The organism is Agrobacterium sp., assembly GCF_059499945.1.
Genome location: NZ_JCABZP010000018.1, coordinates 1 through 13,349, shown reverse-complemented (window position 1 = coordinate 13,349; position 13,349 = coordinate 1). Strand labels below are relative to the sequence as shown.

Annotated in this window: 8 protein-coding genes; all 8 read right to left on the bottom strand. The window is 62.2% G+C overall.

Going from position 1 to position 13,349, the window contains the following annotated elements; genetic code table 11:
* Positions 1 to 1,017: 1,017 nt before the first annotated feature.
* Positions 1,018 to 1,770 carry a creatininase family protein gene (locus AC5I5B_RS21360; RefSeq protein WP_495752805.1) on the bottom strand — a complete coding sequence of 251 codons (753 nt, stop codon included), beginning with the start codon at positions 1,768 to 1,770 and terminating at the stop codon, positions 1,018 to 1,020.
* Between the two features lie 92 nt (positions 1,771 to 1,862).
* The gene (locus AC5I5B_RS21355; RefSeq protein ID WP_495752804.1) at positions 1,863 to 3,566 is read right to left on the bottom strand and encodes a recombinase family protein; all 1,704 of its coding nucleotides are present in this window, start codon (positions 3,564 to 3,566) and stop codon (positions 1,863 to 1,865) included.
* The gene (locus AC5I5B_RS21350) at positions 3,559 to 4,086 is read right to left on the bottom strand and encodes a DUF2924 domain-containing protein (protein WP_495752803.1); all 528 of its coding nucleotides are present in this window, start codon (positions 4,084 to 4,086) and stop codon (positions 3,559 to 3,561) included. The genes AC5I5B_RS21355 and AC5I5B_RS21350 overlap by 8 nt, the downstream gene beginning before the upstream one ends.
* Positions 4,086 to 4,643 carry a DUF3489 domain-containing protein gene (locus AC5I5B_RS21345; RefSeq protein ID WP_495752802.1) on the bottom strand — a complete coding sequence of 186 codons (558 nt, stop codon included), beginning with the start codon at positions 4,641 to 4,643 and terminating at the stop codon, positions 4,086 to 4,088. The genes AC5I5B_RS21350 and AC5I5B_RS21345 overlap by 1 nt, the downstream gene beginning before the upstream one ends.
* A gap of 299 nt (positions 4,644 to 4,942) precedes the next feature.
* Positions 4,943 to 6,265 (bottom strand): HlyD family type I secretion periplasmic adaptor subunit, encoded by a 1,323-nt coding sequence (locus tag AC5I5B_RS21340; RefSeq protein WP_495752801.1) that lies wholly within the window; start codon positions 6,263 to 6,265, stop codon positions 4,943 to 4,945.
* Positions 6,262 to 7,995 (bottom strand): type I secretion system permease/ATPase, encoded by a 1,734-nt coding sequence (locus AC5I5B_RS21335; RefSeq protein WP_495752800.1) that lies wholly within the window; start codon positions 7,993 to 7,995, stop codon positions 6,262 to 6,264. The genes AC5I5B_RS21340 and AC5I5B_RS21335 overlap by 4 nt, the downstream gene beginning before the upstream one ends.
* Before the next feature lie 36 nt (positions 7,996 to 8,031).
* The gene (locus AC5I5B_RS21330) at positions 8,032 to 8,394 is read right to left on the bottom strand and encodes a hypothetical protein (protein WP_495752799.1); all 363 of its coding nucleotides are present in this window, start codon (positions 8,392 to 8,394) and stop codon (positions 8,032 to 8,034) included.
* An 18-nt stretch (positions 8,395 to 8,412) separates the two neighbouring features.
* Positions 8,413 to 13,266 (bottom strand): beta strand repeat-containing protein, encoded by a 4,854-nt coding sequence (locus AC5I5B_RS21325; protein WP_495752798.1) that lies wholly within the window; start codon positions 13,264 to 13,266, stop codon positions 8,413 to 8,415.
* Between the last annotated feature and the right edge of the window lie 83 nt (positions 13,267 to 13,349).

Genomic DNA, 13,349 nt, shown 5'->3' with positions numbered 1-13,349 from the left:
CCTGCTCTTGTAATGGCTGTGGACGAGTCACCCAGCTCGTGCAACTCTGAGCTGCGGTTTTGGGGAAATTGACATGCGCATTGTTGTTTTGGTCGGCGCTGTAGCGCTGATCATTCTTGGTTCTTCGGGTTCTGGGCCAGCGCAGAGCGGCGGTGTCCTGCCGGAATGTCGCGGCATGAGAGATCAACGCTCTTGCACGTGCGCGGTCGGCAATGGCGGGCGGATCAGTGACGATCCAAGCCGTCCTGGCCGCAAAGTTTGGAGGACCGCCAAGGTCGGCACGGCCGCGCATATGGCGTTCATGAACTGCACCAATGGCTCAAGACAATAGCCCTGGGCCTGTGGGCATGTTCACCGAGCGTGGACGCAGATCGGGCAACGAAAGCAGCAGCTGGCTTGGGAGGTGACTCCCGGCACCAGAGAGATCGCGCCTGAGCTTTTATTTCGGCGAATCGCGTCGCGCGCGTGCCCAATTTGCCCAATAGCGCGCTAGAGGCGGAGGCCATTTTGGGTGAGGCAACTGGATGTTCGCCCCGCAACACTCTACCCAGTCAGCCTATCGGCCGGATAGAATTGCGAGGCCTGGCCGCACAATGCCATGCGGGCCGTAGCTCCGCTCCAGGTTGGCACAACTCCGACGCAGAGCCTCGCTTTCGCTAAATCCGACCGTCCTCATATCTCGACCTGTGGTTCGGACGCCGATTCTTTGCTTCGCCATCTCATCCCTGAATGCCGTTGCCCCGCTCATGTCCTGCTCTCGCAAGCCTTCGGACCTTAGGGCTGCTGAAACCGCTCGTTGCGAAATCCGAGCCCCGCAGATTTCAGCCAGATGCGTTGCTGAGGCAATTTCTCGAGCCAGTCGCAGCTGAGAATACGTATATGTCGTTTGGGCAAACGCTGCCGCCGACACGCAGTTGATCAGGGCAGCGATTCCAACGGCTCGAACGATACTCATCATGATGGTTCCTCCAGTATACGACCGACGATCCGAAACTGCCCGTAAGGCAATACCTTCAGCTAGACACTCTTATGGCTGAGCATTTCCGCCAAGGACCTCACGCATTCCTCCACGAGTTCGGACCCCTTGGCAGCTGTCGCGAGACGGGCATCACCATCGACGCCGGTCGGCGTCCGTCTCTTGTAAGAACGGTGACGGGCGGTCCGCGCAAGGACAACATCCTCTTCTCGCTCACGCCCTTGACCGCCATAGGCGTCCTGAAGGCGTTCGCTCCTCACCAGCTCTGGAGCGAGCGCCAGCATCATCGATGTTTCGAATTCATTGGCGTGCCGTCCTCCGGGGTTCTGCAGGACGGACAGTAGGGAACGGTCGGCGGCTGCGAAATACATCGCGACTCGGATGCGCAGCTTGGTTTCGCGAGCGAAGTCGGGGAGGAAGGCCTGCAGCGCCGGGCCGTTGCCGCCATGACCGTTGATGATCACGACACGGCGAAAGCCGTGCCGCTCTAGACTTTTCAGCAAGCACAGCAGCACAGCTCGATAGGTCGGGATATCGAGGGTGAAGGTGCCGCCGAACTCCATGTGGTGCTCGGCCATACCGCACCAAAGTGTTGGAGCGACGATGACCTGATTGCCGGTCGCTCGTTCCGCTGCCGCCAGGCAGATGCGTTCACACAGGACGGTGTCGACGCTGACCGAAAGATGCGGACCGTGCTGCTCCATCGAAGCGACTGGAAGCACGACGACCGCGTCAGCTTCGGCTTTCGAGCGAAGCTCTTCGGCGGTCAGATCGCCCCAGAAAAAAGATGTCATGATCGCGAGGCCCATGCTGGAGCGGAAAGCCCGAAGCCTACCGTGTGCCCGGCTCCAATCAATGTCCGAGCAGGCGAAATGCTGTAGTTCGCCTATGCGCCGACAAGCGCCTTGCGCTGTTGAGACCAATCCATGGGGACCGCGATGCCCTTCGCCAGATCGCCGCTTTGGATTGCGATGGTTTTCTCCCCATCGAGCGCGCCTTCGACAAGGCCCGGATCGAGGAACGCGAGCGGCAAGAGCTGCGCAACGTAGCGCTCGCTGACGTCTTCCTCACCAGCGATCTCGCGCATGGAGGTGACACGTTGAGCGACGAGATCGTCGTACCAGGTGACGGCACGCGCGATGGCCTTTATCAGCGCCTTGTCCAGCCGCGCGGCTCGGTCGACGCCTTCCGCCGGGGGCACAACAAGATGCAAACTTTGTCCCTTCTTGACGAAGCGAGCCTCGATTTCAATCACCATGCTGGTGGACTCGCCCTCATCCTTGCGATCGACATCATTGAGGAAGGCCTCGGGCCCAAACGGATCCGGCTTCAAGGCAATGCAGAGCCTGTCATGCCGTATGGTAATCTGCTCAACCAGGCGATGCAGTGCCTCGCGCTGCCGTGATGCCGTTGGGTGCTGCAGCTCTGCTGCGAGGGTTGCAGCTTCGGCGGCCAGATTATGGATGCTGTCAGGCGAAGCGCATTTTCCCAACAGCGTGGCCATCAGCCACGGACGGTCTCTAAGCCGTGCGGCGAGTCCCTGGATGATAATCGGCTCGATCTCGCCAGCGGGAATCCGCATGACCTCCGTAGCGTCCGGCTTGGTCGCATAGTAGCGATAGCGCCGGCTCTTTTTGACGGCGTGGTCCGAAAGGAGACGGTTGCCAGCCGCGTCGAACAGGAGACGTGCGAGCAGGCTGGCGTCCTTGGCCTGGCCGCGAAGCCAGTTCTCGCGCTTGCTCAAGGCAAGATGCTGCTGGACCGCCTCGAATGTCTCGCGGAGGATGATTGCTGGATGCTGCGCCTTGAAGCGCTCGCCCTTGTGCGCGATTTCGCCGACATAAATCGGGTTAGTTAGGATCAGCCGCAGATGTCCGACACCGAAGGGTCGAGCACCCCATTGGCGGTTTGAAGCCGACTTGAAGGCTCGCGTCATGATTCCGTTGCGGTCGAGTTCCTCCTTCACGCGCTGGATACTGCCGAGGACCAGAAATCGATCGAAAATGCGGCTGATGATAGCTGCGTCTTCCGCCACCACCTTCAGGGTGCGCCCATCGGCGCTATAGCCCATGGGAGCAAACCCGCCCATCCATAGGCCCTTCCTCTTGGAGGCGGCGATCTTGTCGCGGATGCGCTCGCCGGTGACCTCGCGCTCGAACTGAGCGAATGAGAGCAGCACGTTCAAGGTCAGCCGCCCCATGCTGCTCGTTGTATTGAAGGATTGCGTCACCGAGACGAAGGAGACGCCCCTGGCATCGAAGACCTCGACCATCCGCGCGAAGTCGGTGAGTGAACGGGTGAGGCGATCGACCTTGTAGACCACCACGATGTCGATCAGCCCGGCATGGATATCGGCCAGCATGCGCTTCAGCCCCGGCCGCTCCATCGAACCGCCGGAGAAGCCGCCATCGCCGTAAGGGGTGGCAAGCGCTTTCCAGCCCTCATGGCGTTGCGAGAGGACGTAGGCTTCGCAGGCCTCGCGCTGGCCATCCAGCGAGTTGAAATCCTGCTCCAGCCCCTCCTCGGAGCTCTTGCGGGTGTAGATGGCACAGCGGATCGTCCGTGTTTTGCTGCCCACGCGGTCAAGCATCGGCCGCTGCTCCGAGCTCGGGTTTCGCCTGGCCAGCATTCTTGTTGCGACCGTCGCCACGCTTCAGGCCGAAGAAGACCCAGCCGTTCCACTGAGTGCCGGTGATCGCCTTAGCGATGCTGGAGAGCGAGCCGTAGGTCCGGCCGTTCCAAGCAAAGCCATCGGACATGACCATGATCTGGTGCGTGGTGCCCTGCCAGACCCGGACCAGCAGCGTGCCGGCTTTCATCGGGGAGGTTCCAAGCGTCTCGTCGAAGCGGCCCTCGCGGGCCGCCGCTGCAAGCTGGCGCAGGCGGCGTCTAACCGGCGTGGGCAGGCCGCCCAATGTGGCGACCTGAATCTCATGGGCTAATGCGGCGGCCAGCAGCTTGCGTCGGAAAGCTCGCGGCGCCGGGTGTCCAGTCACCTTGAGCCAACGCGAGCGCAGCGCATCGAGATCGAGAGCGTCGAGCTCAGCCAATTCGGTGGCGACGCCCAGATCGCCGCTAGGTGCCTCGGCAGGAGGCTGGCGGCGGACCATCACGCACCCTCCCCTCGGGCTTCGGCCGCAGCAGGCGCCGAACGATAGATGGTTGTTCCGTCCTCCCGGTTGCTGCGTGCCAGCGTCAAACCACGCTTGCGCAGCCCGGTCAGTGCCGCGCGCGTCGTGTGGGGTAGCCAGCCGGTGGCCGCGGTCAGCTCAGCCAGGCTGGCGCCTTCCACGCGCTCCAGCAGCTCGATCACACCGGCGAGCTTGGTTCCGGCGCGGGGAATGCCGGAGCCGGGTTTGGCAGAGCGTTCGGTCGACTGCGTCATCTCATCGGCTGGCACCTGCGGCGGCTCACCGATGCCGAGGCTCACCAAGCCAAGCTGGCTAATCTGGTAACTCGTCATGCCAGGCGTCTCCTGCGCGGCTAGCGGGAGCGGTAAGATGTTCTCATGCGTCGGCTCGATCAGCCCTTTGAATGTCAAGGTCGACAGCAGCTTTTGGGCTGCCCCGCCGCGCAGGCGCTCGGGCAATATGATGCGTAAATCGTCCCGCTGGGCAGCGGCCGAGAGCAGCACCAGCTGCGGATCGGTAAGAGCGGGTCGCGTCATCGTCGGATCTCCGTTTGGTTGGAACGGAGCAGGATCGCTCCGTCACCAGCCGAAGCCCCGAACCGGACGATGCCGGCGGGGCCGATCCGCGCGGCTCAGGCAGCCGCTGCAATCGACACAGCAATGCTTCCTTTCACAGGCAAGTGAAGTCCGGTTTCACGGTTTCTTGCGAGTCCCTGCGGGCGCTGGCCGAGCGGTGCCATGATGTAGTCTGACGCCACGTATTCTGTTCACGGGGAATGCCTCTTCGTATGGGCGCGGTGCCTCGGAAAGCAAGCGCTCCCTCGCGCTGGGCATCTTCAGCGCTCCCTGAACGCTTTCTCGATCTGGTCCCTGAGCGGCTTGACGATGTATTCTAGCGGGGTGCGGTCCTCGGTCCTGACGAAGACGTCAGCCTGCATCCCGGCGCTGACGCGGTTGGCACCGAGGCGGGCGAGCTCGCTTCCCGGAAGCGTGACGCGGATGGTGTAAAAGCTCGCGCCGGTCTGCTGGTCGCGGCTGATGTCGGCAGAGATGCGTGTGACCTGTCCCACGAGCTCCGGAGTGGTGCGCTGGTTAAAGGCGTGGATCTTGACCAGCGCCGGCTGACCGAGTGCAATCTGGTCGATATCGGGCGGATTAATCCGCGCTTCGACCTGAAGCGCGTCCTCGGCTGGTACGATGAGCATGGCAGGCTCTGCCGGGGTGATGACGCCGCCGACGGTGTGCACTGCGAGCTGGTGCACGAAGCCGGCGCTTGGGCTGCGGATCTCAACCCGCCTCATCTGGTCCTGCGCGGCGATGCGCCGTTCGACTAATTCAGCGCTCTTGCCTTGGATCTCGCGTAGCTCCTTCATCACCTCCTCGCGCAAGGCCGTATCAATTTGGATGATCTGCAGCTTGGTCTCGGCGATTTTGCCCTCAGCCTGGGCGAGCGAGGCGATGAGCTGGCCCTTCTGCCCCTCAAGGCTTGCCGCCTCTCGCTCGAGCGCGGTCTTGCGAGTGAGCGCAACCAGGTTCTTGCCATAGAGCCAGCGGATGCCGGCGAGCTCCTCGCCGATCAGTATGGCTTGCGTATCTCGCGCCTTTTGCTGGGACCCCAAGCCGGCGATTTCGTCACCAAGCTGGGCGATCCGGGCGGTGAGCTGCGCCTTCTGCCCGTCGCGAGCGGCGCGCCTAGCCTCGAACAGGCTTATCTCGGCGCCGATTAACTCGGCGAGCTCAGGCTCGTACTGGCGAGCGATGAGTTCGGCGGCGAAAGCAATTTGATCCCGGCCCGCCCGCTCGGCCTCAACCCGGCCGCGACGCACCATGAGCTCGTCGAGCTGCTTCACTACCACCTGGAGATTGGCGCGGGTCACGGTGTCGTCGAGCCGAACCAGCACCTGGTCCTGCTCGACCCGGTCGCCCTCGCGGACCCGGAGCTCGCTGACGATTCCGCCGGCGGCGTGTTGAACCTTCTTGACGTTGCCGTCGACAACAAACTGGCCGGTGGCAATGACCGCGCCGGACAAGGTGGTTGCCACCGCCCAAACACCGACCGTGCCAGCGAAGAGAGCGACGCCGACGCCGCCGGCGAGCGCGAGCCCACGCAGCGAGCGCGCAAAACTCGGCGAGTTTTGCTGGGTTCCATTTTCGCTCATGAGGCCGCGACCGGCTGGCGCTGGGCTGCTGGCAGCCCGCCCTGGCGTAGCACTTTCTGCAGGATCTCCTCCTTCGGACCGAATGCCTGAATGCGACCCTCTGCCATCATCGCGATATGGTCGACGCCGGCAATCGCGGTCTGGCGATGGGTAACAACGACGGCGATTCCGCCTCGTTCGCGAACTTTGCGGATCGCCTGGGTAAGCGCCTCGTCACCGTCATGGTCGAGATTGGAGTTGGGCTCGTCGAGCACCACTAGGAAGGGCTCGCCATAGAGCGCTCGCGCCAGACCCAGGCGCTGACGCTGGCCGCCCGACAGGCTGGCGCCGGCCTCGCCGATGCGTGTGTCGTAACCCTGCTCCAACCGCAGGATCAGATCATGGGCACCGGCTGCCAGCGCCGCCGCGACAATTGCCTCGTCCTTGGCATCCGGATCGAAGCGAGCAATATTCTGGGCGACCGTGCCATCCAAGAGTTCGATGTCCTGCGGCAGATAGCCGATATGCCGGCCAAGTTCACTTGGCTCCCAGTGGGCCAGGGCGGCCCCGTCCAGCCGGACCTCGCCCTTGAGCGGACGCCAGACCCCAACCAGCGCCCGCACAAGGGTCGATTTGCCCGAGGCGCTCGGCCCAATGATGCCAAGGCTCTGGCCGGCCTTCAGCTCGAACGAAACGCCGTGGAGGATCGGCACCTGCTTTCCAGGCGCTGCGACGATCAGCCCCTGGGCGGTAAGTTCCTGACGCGGCGGCGGCAGGCTGGTGCGCTCGGAATCCGCGAAGGTGGGCGAATCCAGCACCTGCTGCAGCCGCGCTAGGCCCTGTCGGGCGCCGACGAAGCCCTTCCAATGGGCGACAGCAATTTCGATCGGCGCCAGCGCCCGCGAGGTCATGATCGAGGCTGCAATCATTGCCCCGCCTGAGATCTCGCCCTTCATAGCTAGATAGGCGCCAAGTCCGAGCACCGCCGATTGCAGCACCATGCGGAACACCTTAGCGAAGGCGCCAATGCCGCTGGTCGCGTCCGAGCCGGCGAGCCAGTCGTGTATATGGCGCTGGTTCAGCTCGCGCCAGCGGCGCTGGAAGGCCGGGCTCATCCCCATCGCCGTCAACGCTTCGGTATTGCGCCTACCCGCCTCGGCGATCGCCTGGCGGGCGCTGGCACTCACGAGCTGCGCCTTGCTCGCCGTGCGGCTCTTTAGCTCGGTCATCAAGGTGAGCAGCACGATGACGAGACCACCCACGACCACCAGCCAGCCGAGCCAAGGATGGAGGATGAAAGCGCCGAGCAGGAAGAGCGGAAGCCAGGGCATGTCGAGGAGCGCCGTCGGCCCCAACGAGGCTAGGAAGCCGCGGATCTGGTCGAGATCGCGTACCGGCTGCAGCGCCTGCTCAGCTTTGAAGCCGAGCAGCGGCAGCTTCTGCGCCGCGGCGAAGGCGGAAGGCGAGACCGCCTCGTCGAAGCGCGCGCCGATCCGCGCCAGCAGCCGCACGCGCAGGCCGTCCAAGAAGCCCTGCAGCACATAGGCGCCGAGCAGCAGCAGCGAGAGGCCGATCAGCGTCTGTAAGCTGCGCGAGCTCAGGACCCGGTCATAGACCTGCAGCATGTAGAGCGAACCCGACAGCATCAAGAGGTTGATGACGCCGGAGAATAGCCCGACCACCACGAAAGAGCCCCGGCACGACGCCAGCGCCGACGACACGATCGAAGCCGAGGAAGACAGGCGACTCAACGCGAGTACTCACCACTCATTGCGGTTGCAGCGCCCTTAGAAGAAACCCAGATCATGAGCGGCATAACCCCAGATCGGCACTTCGGCGCTGTCGATCTGCGCATAGGCGGATCCGTAAAATAGGGAGCCGAGCTCCGCCGCGGCGGAGCTCGTCATTGCCGGTGGCGATAGCCCGTCGCTTAGCTCGGCAATTGGGCTCGGCCAGCTCGGCTCGAACGCGAAGACCTCGCCAGTCAGCGCCGGATCAGCGATCATGGCGGCCCATGCCGGCACCGCCACAGGCGCGGTGCTGGCCAGGACGCAGTCGGGTGACGGAGCCTGCCCGGCAGCGCTGCCGGGCAAGGATCTATCGGAGCCGAGCGGCGCGGCGCTGGCGATTTGCTTCTCCATGGTACTCACCAACCTCTCATGCCCATCTCACACGAATTGGAAATCGTCCGCGTTGAGGTTGGTCTTCGTGACGTTCTTAAGCGTGATCGTGTTGTTGATGTCGTAAGTGATAACAGTATCGGCTCCAACCTGCGTCGCCGCTGCGAGCACTGCGGACAGGTTCGCGAACACCGCGTCGTCAATTTCGAGTACATCGGTAGCGCCCGCGCCCGCAGTGAAATCCATCACCGAGTCCTTGCCAAAACCGGGACCGAAGACGAAGACGTCATTGTTCGCGCCGCCCGTCAGATTGTCGTCGCCCGATCCGCCATCGAGGCGATCCGCACCGTTTCCGCCGTTGAGGGTGTCCGAGCCTTCTGCACCGTACAATGTATCTGTCCCATCCCCGCCTATGACGGTGTCGTTTCCAGCTGCGGCCCAGACCAAGTCAGAGCCCGCCGTTCCAGTATAGCTGTCGTTGAAGCTGCTCAAATCGAACCGCTCGATGTTCGCAAAGGTGTCGCCCGCCGCGTCCCCGGTGTTATTGGCTGGCGTTACCCGATTGATCGTCACTGCCGCGGTCGCATCGCCATAGTTGACGGTGTCCCAGCCGTCTCCGCCGTCGATTTGATCGGCACCGGCACCGCCGAACAGCCAATCATCACCGGCACCTGCCTGGATGATGTCGTTTCCGCCGCGGCCGAAGATGAATTCTCCGGCGGAACTGCCAACGAAGGTGTCGCTGTAGTTTGTAAGGTCGAAGCGCTCGATCGAAACAAACGTGTCGCCCTGCGCGTCGCCGGTATTGTTAGCTGGCGTCGTCCGATTGATCGTCACCGCGGCAGTTGCGCTGGCGAAATTCGCAGTATCGAAGCCGTCGCCTCCATCGATCGTGTCGGCGCCTGCTCCACCGGTCAAATAGTCGTCGCCGGCGTCGCCGTAGATAATATCGCTGCCGCCAGCGCCGTCGAGGTCGTCGTTACCGGCGTCGCCAGACGCAAAATCGACAGCGCCGTTTCCAACATAACGATCATTGAAGGTGGTGAGGATGAAGCGCTCAACATTTGCGAAGGTGTCGCCGACCGCATCGCCGAGATTATTCGCGGGAGTTGCCCGATTGAGCGTCACGGCGCCAGCCGCATCTGTATAGCTGACGACATCCCAGCCGCCGCCGCCGTCGATACTATCGGCGCCCGAACCTCCATAAATCCAGTCGTCGCCGGAACCAGCAGTGATCGCATCGTTGCCGGCTGCACCGTATATAAAAGCCGACTGAGTTCCGCCCACAAAGGTGTCGGCGAAATCCGAGAGCCGGAAGCGCTCGATCGAGACGAAGGTATCGCCAGCGGCATCACCGACATTGCTGCCTGGACTGACGAGATTGACCGCCACCGCAGCTGTTGCGGTGGCATAGCTGGCCATATCCCAGCCATCGCCACCATCGAGCTGATCGGCACCTGCCCCGCCGATCAGAATGTCCTCGCCGGCGAGGCCGAAAATCTGATTGGACTGGGCGTTACCGGTCAGCTGGTCATTACCAGCCGTGCCGGTGATGCTGGAAGCCACGGCCACGATATGCTCCGGTGTCTCCGACATCGCGAAGATCAGATCGTTCCGGCTGATCGCGCCCGAGCCAAGCGCGGAAACCCAAGGCTGGCTCTCCTGAATTGTCGGCGAGCGTCCGAAGGCGTTCACGAACATTTTAGTGACGAAGTCGGCATCGGAAAGCGACGAGCCATTCTTGGTGGCGAACTCACTCGAGGCCATTAGCGCCGCGATGACCTGACTTGGCGTCTGCGAACCGGACAAGAGCGCCTGCGACTGCGTCGTGAACTCCGATTGGGTAGGCGCCCTATCGAGCGTCACGTCATAGAGCCGCGTGACCAAATGGAGGGCCTGAACCTTGTCGCTGATCCGGTCGAGGCTGAAGGCTTCAGCGCCAGGGGCGCGTTCTTCTGCAATCTCATCGGCACCGTTCGCAAGATTCTCAGCCGCATTCGCGATGGCAATCGCAGCCTGGGCGCGGGTCAGTGTACCAGCGGCTAGTGCGGAGACGTAGCCGCTCAGATCCACAAGGGTCGGCTCATGCGAGAAGGCATTATCATAGAGCCGATGCACAAACTGGGCATTCGTCAGCGTCCCGTATTTTTGTGAGAATTCGGAGCTCGCGAGTAGGTCCGCCGCTAGCTGCGCAGTGTTCAAGGCACCATTGGCGAAATACTTGGGCAGCATCTCTCGCTCGAGCGTCGTCATCTGCCGATCGAGAAGTGCCCCATAGATGCGCCCGGCAAGATCGACGTAAAAGCCCTTGGCATCCTGGTCGATGGTCAGCGTGCGGATCGTGCCGTTCTCGTTGGTAGTCCAGGTCTCAACGCCCGACCGACTGACGGCATGCGCGGCAGAATAGGTCACGCCGCCTTGTGTACGACTGAAGGTGTAGCTGCCGTTGCTTTCGGCCAGCGTCTCCATCGTCTCGGAAGCGCCATTGCTCCACAGGCGCGAAACCGTCAGGCCATCGGCGCTGGTGGTCTTGGTTACGGACGAGGTCAGCGTTCCTGTCGGCGAATAATACTGAATGAGGTCGGTCTGCGTATCGTCGGCATTCGTCGTCTTAGTCGTGACCCTGTCGTTGACGCCGTTGCCGTCGCTATCCAGGGCGATCACGGTGCTGCGGCCATTAGCACTAGTTGTCGTGACCGTCTGTCGCTGCAGCACGTTGTCTGCAGTCCGGTATTGTTCCGTCGTCGCTGTCGTCCCGTTTGAGTTCAGGACGGTGGTCGCGGTCGAAGTCGCGTCGGTGAAGCCGTCACCATTGGAATCGATTGTCGAGCTGATCACGAGACCATCGTCACTCGTGACCGAGGTTGTTCTGCTCAGAAGGGCGCCGCTGCCGTTCGCCTCGGAGACGATGGTGTTGCTGCTGCCGTCCCCATTGAAACTGACGACCACCGAGCGCCCAATATCGATGACTCCATCCCCGTTCGAATCGACCTGAACGGTTTTCGTCAAGTTGTTGGCGCTTGTCGTCGTGATCACCCTATCCTTCAGGACGCCAGTTGCCGAGCTGTTCTGCCAGGTCTCGGTCGTGCTCTTGTCGCCGTTCTGGACCGTTCGGTGCAGCCGGTCATAGACACCATCGCCATTGGTGTCCCGCTCCGATTGTGTGGTCAGATTGTCCGCGCTTTGCGTTTCCAGATATTTTTGAAGCAGGGTTCCGCTCTGATTTTTTAGCTCGATCGTCAGCGTGCGAGCGCCGTCCACTGCCGTGACCGAATTCTTCGTCTTTTCGATCGTGCCATTCCCGTCGATGTCGAGCGTGCTCGTAGTCGTGAAGCCCGTTCCACTGACCGTCGTGATCTGTCGATCAAGGAGAACCGAAGACGCGTTAGACGTACTGATGGTCTTGGTTCGCGAGCCGTCAGTGTTGAGTACCGTGACCTCGGTAGCCCCTCGCGTGAACAGGTTTACCGACCAAGCCAGGGCGATGCCGGTATAGCTGTAGCTGACAGAGAAGCCGTCATCGCTGGCGGTCGATGTAACGCTGCTTTTCGATGTGGCGGTGGTGCCGCTTGGGCCGGAGTAGGCATTGTCAGTAAATGCCACCGTCCTGGTTCCGTCGCTGCCAACGGTCGTTGTTCGCACCTGGGCCCGGTCGATGATCCCATCACCATTCAGGTCGCGCTGGACCTTCCAAGAGAAATTGTTTGCACTCGTGGTCTCGATGACCTTGTTGATCAAGGTGCCGGTCGCAGTCAGGTTCGAGACGGTCTCGACCACATCTCCATTCGCCTGGGTGGCGGTCGTCTTTGTGCGATCGTAGACGCCATCGCCATTGAGGTCTCGGGCGACAGAGACTGTTTCGCCGTCATCGCTGGTTGTGATGACATCCTTCCGGCGCAGCGAGCCATTGGCGTTGGTGGTGGTGACCGTCTGCGTTTTGCCACCATCGGTGTTGAGGACGGTGACGTCGGTGGTTGTGGCCTCGAAGGTCGCATTGCCGTCGAGATCCTGCTGCGTCGTCTGCGACAGTCCGTTTGCCGAGGTCGTGACCACAGTCTTGCTGCGCAGCGAGCCGTTGGCATTAAGCAGGCTTTCGGTCGTAGCCCGGCTGCCGTCATTGTTGAGCACCGTGAGCGCCTGGCGCGTCAGGTCATAGGTACCGTCGCCATTTGTGTCGGTCTCAGTCTTCGTCGACAGTCCATTGGCGCCGGTCGTCTTCACCGTCTTGTTGATCAGCTGGCTGCTGGCATTGAAGTTCGAGGTCGTCTCGACGACATCCCCATTGCTGAGGGTCGCAAGCACCACGCTCTGATCGGTGACCCCATCGCCGTTGGAGTCGATGCTGGCCGTCGATGATTGCTGGTCGTCGGAGACGGTCGTTACGACCTGGTTGCGCAAGCTGCCATTGGCGTTGGTCTGCGACATGGTCGTTGTGCGGCTGCCGTTCGCGTTCAGCACCGTTGCGGTGCTGGTCGTGACGTCGACCGAACCGTTGCCATCAAGATCATCGGTTATGGTTGTTGCAAGCCCCGTCGCGCTCACCGTCGTGGTGCTGCTGGAGCGATAGCTGCCATTGCCGTTGACGAGGTCGAGCGTGGTCGAGCGACTGCCGTTGGCGTTGAGCGTGGTCGCAGTGTTGGAGGTAAGATCCGTCACCCCATCGCCGTTCAGATCTTGCTGGACGATCGTGGCAAAGCCGTCATCGCTGACAGTAGTTACGGTCCGATCCCGCAGGCTGCCGTTGGCGTTGGTCGTGCTCGCGGTCGTAGCGCGGCTACCGTCGGCGTTCAGCACGGTCGTACTGGTACTAACCGTCTCATAGGCGCCATCGCCATTGGCATCGCGCTGGCGGGTCGCCGTCAGCCCGTTACCGCTAAACGTTTCAACAGTCTTTTCGACCAATGCCCCATTCGCCGCAAATCGAGAGCTCGTCTCGACCACATCTCCATTCGCCTGGGTGGCGGTCGTCTTTGTGCGATCGTAGA

Bases quoted from the DNA above. Each gene is read 5' to 3' on its own strand.
- AC5I5B_RS21360 (WP_495752805.1), bottom strand. From the start codon at position 1,770: ATGACATCTTTTTTCTGGGGCGATCTGACCGCCGAAGAGCTTCGCTCG.
- AC5I5B_RS21355 (WP_495752804.1), bottom strand. From the start codon at position 3,566: ATGCTTGACCGCGTGGGCAGCAAAACACGGACGATCCGCTGTGCCATC.
- AC5I5B_RS21350 (WP_495752803.1), bottom strand. From the start codon at position 4,086: ATGGTCCGCCGCCAGCCTCCTGCCGAGGCACCTAGCGGCGATCTGGGC.
- AC5I5B_RS21345 (WP_495752802.1), bottom strand. From the start codon at position 4,643: ATGACGCGACCCGCTCTTACCGATCCGCAGCTGGTGCTGCTCTCGGCC.
- AC5I5B_RS21340 (WP_495752801.1), bottom strand. From the start codon at position 6,265: ATGAGCGAAAATGGAACCCAGCAAAACTCGCCGAGTTTTGCGCGCTCG.